The 7,833-nt window shown below is 65.8% G+C and carries 9 protein-coding genes and 1 pseudogene; 3 read left to right on the top strand and 7 right to left on the bottom strand.

Annotated elements, in window-relative coordinates:
* Positions 1-337 (top strand): annotated as a pseudogene (locus ABZ664_RS39140) (hypothetical protein); the annotation flags it as partial.
* Between the two features lie 175 nt (positions 338-512).
* Here ABZ664_RS39140 and ABZ664_RS39135 read toward each other — a convergent pair.
* The 5 genes from ABZ664_RS39135 to ABZ664_RS39115 all read right to left on the bottom strand — a co-directional run bounded on the left by ABZ664_RS39135 (position 513) and on the right by ABZ664_RS39115 (position 4,277).
* Positions 513-800, bottom strand: a complete 288-nt coding sequence (locus ABZ664_RS39135; protein ID WP_362522295.1) for a hypothetical protein — start codon at positions 798-800, stop codon at positions 513-515.
* A gap of 55 nt (positions 801-855) precedes the next feature.
* The gene (locus ABZ664_RS39130; RefSeq protein ID WP_362522293.1) at positions 856-1,848 is read right to left on the bottom strand and encodes a recombinase family protein; all 993 of its coding nucleotides are present in this window, start codon (positions 1,846-1,848) and stop codon (positions 856-858) included.
* A gap of 911 nt (positions 1,849-2,759) precedes the next feature.
* Positions 2,760-2,978, bottom strand: a complete 219-nt coding sequence (locus ABZ664_RS39125) for a recombinase family protein (protein WP_362522291.1) — start codon at positions 2,976-2,978, stop codon at positions 2,760-2,762.
* A gap of 62 nt (positions 2,979-3,040) precedes the next feature.
* A complete protein-coding gene (locus tag ABZ664_RS39120; protein WP_362522289.1) occupies positions 3,041-3,250 on the bottom strand; it encodes a hypothetical protein in 210 nt (69 codons plus the stop codon).
* 277 nt (positions 3,251-3,527) lie between these two features.
* Positions 3,528-4,277, bottom strand: a complete 750-nt coding sequence (locus ABZ664_RS39115; protein ID WP_362522287.1) for a hypothetical protein — start codon at positions 4,275-4,277, stop codon at positions 3,528-3,530.
* 426 nt (positions 4,278-4,703) lie between these two features.
* Here ABZ664_RS39115 and ABZ664_RS39110 point away from each other — a divergent pair, with 426 nt between their 5' ends.
* The gene (locus ABZ664_RS39110; protein ID WP_362522285.1) at positions 4,704-6,074 is read left to right on the top strand and encodes a pentapeptide repeat-containing protein; all 1,371 of its coding nucleotides are present in this window, start codon (positions 4,704-4,706) and stop codon (positions 6,072-6,074) included.
* Between the two features lie 97 nt (positions 6,075-6,171).
* Here the strand turns inward: ABZ664_RS39110 and ABZ664_RS39105 are convergent, their stop codons facing one another.
* Entirely contained in the window at positions 6,172-6,822 is a 651-nt protein-coding gene (locus tag ABZ664_RS39105) for a hypothetical protein (RefSeq protein ID WP_362522283.1), read from the bottom strand.
* Positions 6,819-7,133 (bottom strand): hypothetical protein, encoded by a 315-nt coding sequence (locus ABZ664_RS39100; RefSeq protein WP_362522281.1) that lies wholly within the window; start codon positions 7,131-7,133, stop codon positions 6,819-6,821. Before ABZ664_RS39100 ends, ABZ664_RS39105 begins: the two co-directional genes overlap by 4 nt.
* Positions 7,134-7,292: 159 nt before the next feature.
* On the opposite strand from ABZ664_RS39100, the gene ABZ664_RS39095 reads away from it, so the two are divergent.
* Positions 7,293-7,754: a hypothetical protein gene (locus ABZ664_RS39095; protein ID WP_362522279.1), complete on the top strand. Its 462-nt coding sequence runs from the start codon at positions 7,293-7,295 to the stop codon at positions 7,752-7,754.
* Positions 7,755-7,833: the final 79 nt, after the last annotated feature.

Below are 7,833 nucleotides of genomic sequence, written 5' to 3'. Positions count from 1 at the left end.
TATCGCCGTCACCGGCAGTTGGGACGCCACGGTGCGGGTGTGGGACCTAACCACCCGCAAACCCCTCGGCCAACCAATGACCGGCCACACTCGCCCTGTCTATGCGGTCGCGGTCGGACAGGTGAACGGCCGACCCATCGCCGTCACCGGCAGTTGGGACGCCACGGTGCGGGTGTGGGACCTAACCACCCGCAAACCCCTCGGCCAACCAATGACCGGCCACACTCGCCCCGTCGAAGCAGTGACGATTGGCCAGGTGAACGGCCGACCCATCGCCGTCACCGGCAGCTTGGACACCACCGTACGAGTATGGGACCTGAGTTCCTACGCAAAATGAGCTGTGAGGTAGGGCACCAGCCTTCGTCACCTTCTGCCGGATCGAGCGCTACCGCATCGACATTCAACTATCAGCGCCACCGAAGATGGCCGCACATCCGGAAGGCGGCGTGGGAGCCGACCTACCGGGCAACGCAGAGACGGCCCGTTACCGACGGGCCGTCTGGAAGCGATGGTCAGAACTTCGCGACGTAGCTGCGGTGTCCTACGTGCTCGATGACAGGTCCCCGGGCGTCCGGCATCGGCAAGGTGTGGTTTTGTTCGCGAGAAGTGACCGCAGTCACGAGCTCAGGGGCGTTGGCATCGACGAGGGGCAGGGTGTTGGCGGAGGTCAGCGACATCCGCTCACGCGGTGGCTGGGTGCGGTCAGAACTGGCCAACATCGCCTCCGCCGGGTCGGAGGTGCGGTCGTCGGCCGCAAACAACTGCGGTCGGAACTGGCGAACAAAACCACTCCTGCGCACGCTTGACGGCCTTTTTCAACATTCTCCATGGACGATCATCATCCGCCGAGCCAGTTCAGTTGTTGCGTCCCCGCCGTTGCTGTTCGGTCCATCGGTGTCGAACGTCGGCTACCAGTTCGGTGACCGCCTTGCCGCGGGTGGCCGGGTGGCTGCTGCGGCCTTTGCCGCTCAGGTGGTAGGCAGGGGTGCCGCTGCGGTGGCGGGTCTGCCATCCCGATCGGGTGCCGCGGGCTGACAGGTTCGGCTGGACGGTGCCGAGGATGTCGCCGGCGACGATGACCCATTGCGAGCCGTCGACGTCGCCGGTGGCCAGGAGCTGGACGGCGGCGAGTTCGTCGTCGGTGTACCAGCGGCGGCGTGCGGCCGGATCCCCGTAGCGCTCCCACGGCGTCGGCTCAGCGGTGCCCCCGGCGACCTGGGCGGACTTGGTGGCTTGGGTGGGTTTCTCGATCGGCTCGGCCGGTGTCTCCTGCTCGACGTCCGCGTCGGCGCGCTGAGCGTCGGCGAGGGTTTTGTGGACGACGCCGACGGAGACCTTCACCCCGGCAGCGATGGTGCGGATGGATTCGCCGCGCTCACGGCGGGAGAGGATCGCGGCGCGTTTGTCGTCGTCGACCACGGGTCGGCGGCCGCCGACCCGGCCACTCTTGCGGGCCGCCTCCAGGCCGTTCTTGGTCTTGCGCACGATGTCGCGGCGCCGATCTTCTGACAGGGCGAGGGCCAGGTCCAGGATGAGGGAGTGTTCGGTGTGCTCGCCGGCCGCGATACCCTCCAACGCCTTGACGCCGACGCCGCGCTGGAACAGGTCGTTGAGGACGATCAGCCCTTCCAGAAGGTTGCGGCCGAGCCGGTCGACCTCCTGGACGGCCAGCAGGTCGCCGTCGCGGACGTGATCCAGCGCGGCCAGCAAGACAGGCCGATCGTCGGTGGCGAGCTTCCCGCTGATCTTTTCCTCGAAGACCTTCCAGCAGATCGGGTCGAGGGCGTCATGTTGGCGCTGGGTGTTCTGCTTGTCAGTGCTGACCCGGACCTGGCCGATAAGCGCCATCGGGAGTCCTCTCCGTTCATCAAACGTGCTGCGCGAGGTATCTGAACGACACTGGAAAACGAACGGCAAGATGAACACTTTGACGAGGTGAGGCGCCTCGTTCGGACGCGCTTCCGCCACCGTTAGATGAACGCCTTAACGGACCATCAGCCCGTCTCTCGCGTGTTAGGACACCGATAGAACTCCGATGTGAGAGCCATCACATCGGTATCGATGCGCGCGTCTCCTCCGAACCAGGAAGGATGTGGGTGGAGGAACCGCTAAGGAGACCTGTACCACCGTCCCTTACCGCTACACCCGGCAGTCTGCGTGGAGCGACCGCCTGGTTCCTTGTGGACATCACGCCGGGCATCTTCAAAAGGATGCCCGCAGTATGTCCAAACGATCTCGTCGCCCCCGTCGGCGTGGCCGCGCCCGCCATCATCACGGCCAACCGTCCAAGCGGCGGATTCACCGTCCCGGCCCTGTGCCCTCCTCCTTGGCGAGGCCGCACGGATCGGCCCGCCGCGGCGAGCGGTGCGCGATACCTCAGCCAGCAAGGCGGAGCCATGCGACCAGGCCGGGACCGGCGGTGCGGCTGCCCCGTCGGGCGAGGAAGACGGCCGAGCTCGCGTGGACCCTCTGGGGCCGATGGTGGGTCCGCTGGCTCTGTCGGCTCATCCTCTTGCCCCTCTTGGTGGCCCTAGTGCAGCACTTCCTTGGGGTATCCAGCCCGCTCGACGTGCTGCACCTGCTCGGCTTGTAACCAGGGAAAAGGAACCTCGAAGCCGCCCCCTTGATAGGCCGTCGGCCCGTCTCCTGTTCATAGGAGACGGGCGGGTGGTCGGCGGCGTGTTATTCGCCTGGTCTCCGGACGTGACGAACGCCCCGCCGCACGGCTCTCGCCGGGACAGGGCGTTCGCGTTGAACTCCTATGCGGACAATTCGGCAGTGGGCTTCGACGCCTTCTCCGTGTCCTGGCGCTGCCTGGCGATCTCCTGCTGGGCGTGCCGGGTGTGCAGGAGCCGGTCAACGTAGGACTTAGCCCATCGAGGTCCACCTGCCGGAGTCGGCACGCCCTCGGCGTTCAACACCTCACCGATCTCCGTGAGACTGAACCCCTGAGTGCGCAACTGTATGACGCGACTCACCACTTCAGGCGGACAGGAGGGCGGCCGGCCACGTCCTGAGGGACGCGGCCGGGTGAAGGCGTTCACCGCCCCTTCCGGTGAAACAGCTGCAGCATGTCCCGAAAGATCCGGTACCGGACCTCCGCCTGCTGCTCATCAGCGGCACGCAGGGCCGCCATCATCGCGATCCCGACGTACAGCGCGAACACGGCGATGACCGCCGCGACAAACCCGGCAACCCAAGCGGTTACCGGACCAACCTCCGCCAACATCTGGCGAAGCAAACCCACCATTCATGGCTCCCCAGCTCAGAGCGGGGAGCATGATCTAGCCAGGCGCTAGATCAGCTCCTTCGCCTTTCCCGGCGCCGGTTGCGCCAGGTGGGGAAGTGGAGCAGTGGATGAGGGGACGGCTAGCGTTGTATCGGTGCCGCAACTGTCTCGTCGCGGACTGGCTGGGCACCGTCGCGGACTGGGTCAAGCCGACGAAGAACATCAAGATCAAACCGAAGAAGAACATCAGGAGCATGTCCACCATGGTGTGCACTTCATCCCCTTCCCACGGGCTGAATCAGGGCGGTTGCTCCTGGTACCTCAACGGTAAGTCCCCGAAGGAGACGTACCGGTGGTACCTCAACGGTAAGTCCCCGAAGGAGACGTACCGGTAATTCTTCCGATCTGGCTGTTCCGATGACCGCCTCGGGCTTTGCGCCCCACAACAGCGCGTTGCCAGTTCGTCGGCCAGGCTCTTGAGGACTAACGCTCGGAGAAGTCCCGTTAGGTCACCGATTGCAGGGCGAAACCGAGTGAACACCGCCGAGGCTTTCTGCGGCAAAGCGGTCAGGCCGTTGGCCAGCACCTGGGCCACCGGTGGCAGTGCCGGACCGGCTGTGGCTGCCCCGGCCGATGAGGTGTTCAGGGTGATCGACGGGTTCGCTCCGGTGATGATGAGGCCGGAGTTGTCGTGGCCGATCGCGGCCGCGCTGGTCCCGTCGGCCTTCACCTGGGTGCTGGCCGTGCCGGTGACCGGGCCGTGGAAGGTCCCGCTGGACAGGTCGATGTGGTTCCCGCCGTCGGGGTGCGCCGACACATCGGCCTGCGCGGGTGGTGTTGTGTCGGCAGGGGCGAAGGAGCGAAGCTGCAGCGCCAGGGCGGTGCCGGCGATGAGCAGGCCGGCCAGGGCGGTGAACATGCTGATCACGCTGGCGCGTTTGTCCAGCACCTCCAGCACCTCGTTCGGCAGGTCCAGCGGGTCGGTGAAGAACCCGACCAGTCCTACGCCCAGCAATCCCAGCGACACGACCACCACCCCGACGGCCACGACGCGGCGGGCGCGCGAGCGGCCGGAGGACAGGGGCGGGGGTGGGGTCGCCGAGCTCGGCGCCGGCGGGGAAGGGGGCGGCACCCTTCCAGCTTGGTACCGGTCGACGGCGGGCGGGGCGGGGTCGCCGACCTGTTACCGATTCCCCGCCAGATCAGGCATCGCTTCCCCTGCCGCCCGAATGGTCTAAAAACGGGATGTCTCGGACGGGGATGGGAGGGGTTCGGTCAACTCACGGGAATAGGTATTCCCGCATGTTATCGGTGGGTAGAGCTGTGCTTCGGAGTCCCGGATGCACCGGCTTACAGCCCTTCGTCCCGAGGAACCTTCTACGCGAAGCGGCTGATAACCCGGGCCACCTCCGCCACTGTTGAATTCGTGGCCAACCCAGACGAACCGACTCCCATCCCGCCAGGCAGAAGCTCTGTGAAAGCCGTCCCCGGCCAGGGCCTGCGGCTTGCCCGGATCGGGCCGGTCCTCGCCTTCGCCCTGACGGGCTCAATCCTGCTCAGCGCCGGTCTGTTCGTCGGCGCCCTGGGGCTTCTTGGCTTCCCCGCCCTTACCCCTGTCGGGCAGCAGGGCCTCCCGCTGAGCCGATTACTGGATCTGCTGAAGCTCTCCTTCGCGGTGGTCGCCGGAATCGGCGGCGTCATCGCCCTGGTCGTCGCCTACCGCAAGCAGAAGGTCACTGAAGCCGCCGAGCATCGCCAGCAGACTGCTGAGCTGCGCGCCGATGAGGCCCACCGGCGCGAGGCGACCAAGCTGTTCAACGAGCGCTTCGCCACCGCCGCCAACCACCTGGGCCACGACTCGCCCGCAGTGCGCCTGGCCGGCGTGCACACCCTGGCAGGCCTGGCCGACGACGCGCCCACCTCGGAACTGCGCCAAACGATGATCGACGTCTTGTGCGCCTATCTGCGTATGCCCTACGCCCCTGACCCCGGTGACGACGGCGACCCGGCCCAACGCCTGGCCTTCGCCGGCCTGCGCGAGGTGCGGCACACCATCATCCGCGTTATCGGCGCTCATCTGCGCGAGAACGCTGCCATCTCCTGGCAGGGTCACGACTTCGACTTCACCGCCGTCGTCTTCGACGGCGGTGACTTCAGTCGCGCGGTGTTCTCCGGCGGCAGAGTTGCCTTTAACAGCGCGACGTTCGCCAGCGGCACGGTCGCCTTCAGCAACGCGATGTTCTCTGGCGGCGCGGTCTTCTTCCACGGCGCAGTGTTCTCCGGCGGAAGGGTCCTCTTCGAGAACGCGACGTTCTCCGGCGGCATAGTCCTCTTCAGCGAAGCGGTGTTCTCCGGCGGAAGGGTCCTTTTCGAGAACGCGACGTTCTCCGGCGGAAGAGTCGCCTTCAGCGCCGCAACCTTCTCCAGTGGAACGGTCTCCTTCAGCAAGGCGACGTTCTCTGGCGGCACGGTCGCCTTCGAGTTCGCGGAGTTCTCCGGTGGCACGGTCGCCTTCAGCAGCGCGAAGTTCATCAGCGGCATGGTCACCTTCATGGCCGCGAGGTTCTCCGGCAGTGAGGCCGTTTTCCGCGAAGCGGAGTTCTCTGGCGGCACAGTCGCCTTCAGCAGCGCGAAGTTCATCAGCGGCATGGTCACCTTCAGCAGCGCGAAGTTCATCAGCGATACGGTCACCTTCTTCGCGGCGGTATTCGCTGGCGGTACGGTCGATCTCCGCGGGGTGGACTACTGGTCGCCTCCGCCAACGCTGGAGGATCCTTTACCACCTGGTGTGTTACTGCCCGATCGGTCGGATGTCGACCCGGAAGAAGATGCGGCGACGACGTGAGCGGCCGCGCCCTGACTCGGTGCCAGTGCCCAAAGAACACCGCGCAGCTTCGAGCGTGCGGCCGGGCCGCTATGGCCGAGGATCTGCGTTGCGATATCTACCAGACCGGCTGTCGGCGCATCCGGCTCGCCGTTGACGGCGTCGATGTCCAGATCGCGCACGACAGTTCCCCGACCTCCGTCGCCCGCCGGACGAATTCCGCCTCGTTGGCCGATCTCGCGGCGCCCGAGCGCACCAGCCGGGCCAGGCAGTGCCCTTCGAAGGGCACCCCGGCCTGGAGGCGCTGGTGTTCGGCCTTGGAGTAGCCAGGCAAGCCGTGCCCGGTGTGGCCCTCCACCACCAGGTCGAAGCGGCGCTCCATGTCCGCGCACACCCGGCTCATCGTGCGCCGGTCGTTCCAGGTGCCAGCGACCTCGCCGTCCTCTCGCACCAGGTTCACCATCAGGTGTATGTGCTCGTTGCCGCCAACCGAGCAGCTGTGAGGTACTGCGATCCACCGGCACGGCGCCCGCCCCTCCGCCGCGTCGAACCCCATCCGGGCGACCGCCTCGTGGGCGACCTCGGCCCACTGCGCGTCCGCCAGTTCCTCACCTGGCGGCAGGGAGATCGCGCAATGCCACACCCACTTGTCCGACGGCGCAACCCCGAGCAAGAGACGGTGCGAATCTATGTCGCGGCCCAGCGCGTAGATGGCATCAGCGTCGGCGACGTGATCCCGCCGGGTTCCTTCGGCCAGCCCAAGCGTCACGTCCGCAGCGATGATGCGCTGGTCGGTGCGCTCCCCGCTGGAACCGGGCCCGAACAGGTAGCGCAGCAGCTCAGCAGGGTTACTGCCATGCTGGGGGAGATGAAGTCGTTCACCCACCGACTCTGGCCCTCGTCGACCTCGTGGTCCTGGTCGGCCTCGACGTTCAGGCCGGGATCGGCGACGTCCGCAGGGCCGTTGGCCGGGCATCGTCCGTACGGCAGGCCGAACTCGCCGTAGACGGCGGCCGCCGCGTCCAGCAGAGTCAGGAACCGCAACGTCGCGTGCATCGTCGCCTTCAACGCGGCTGGCACTTCCCCAGCGACCTTGGCCAACTGGCCGACTTCGCTGACCGGCACGAGTAGAGCGTCTCTGCCGCCGAATACTGAGCGGATGTGAGGCAGTAGACCGCTTAGGTGCGCCGACAACTGTCGGACGCCGTTCCGGAGTGAACCACATTCTCGACCAGCTCGATGAGCATCCTTAGCACCGCTGAATTCGCTATAAAGGCTTTCGTGCTCCAACTGAGGAAATATCCTGCACCGGGCCGATGGTGGCGGCATTTAGGGCGGGCGATGATGATGGCCGCTGGCAGCTTCGCTGTCAATCAAGCCGAAGGTCCCTGGTGGATGCAAGGGGCATGGCTCGCATCCGCCTGCCTCTTCTTCTTTTTCTATGAAAGAAAGTCGCAGACAACTATGAATGATGACAAATCACCCGATGCTGATGATCAGCAGTCTCGGTCAGCGGCTCCAGTGCAGGGTGGAATCGACATCTCCAGCGGCGCCATGGCCACGCAGCAATCAACCGTCCAAGACTACCGGAATGCCCGCTTTGACAATGTAAGGTTTGATAATTCGACGACCATCTCGGAAGGCCTTAACCCGCGTCTGACCAGGCGAGCGACCGCTGCGGTCGTCCTAGAAGGCCGATGAAGATCTTGGTCTATCAGGCGATGCCGCCTTTCAGGGCATGGCCGTGATTCGCCAGGTGACGCTGTCGTGGTGGAGTCCA

Source organism: Streptosporangium sp. NPDC006930, assembly GCF_040635605.1.
Taxonomy (GTDB): Bacteria; Actinomycetota; Actinomycetes; order Streptosporangiales; family Streptosporangiaceae; genus Streptosporangium.
Note: the sequence above shows the minus strand (reverse complement) of the source record. Positions and strands in the feature narration are given on the sequence as shown.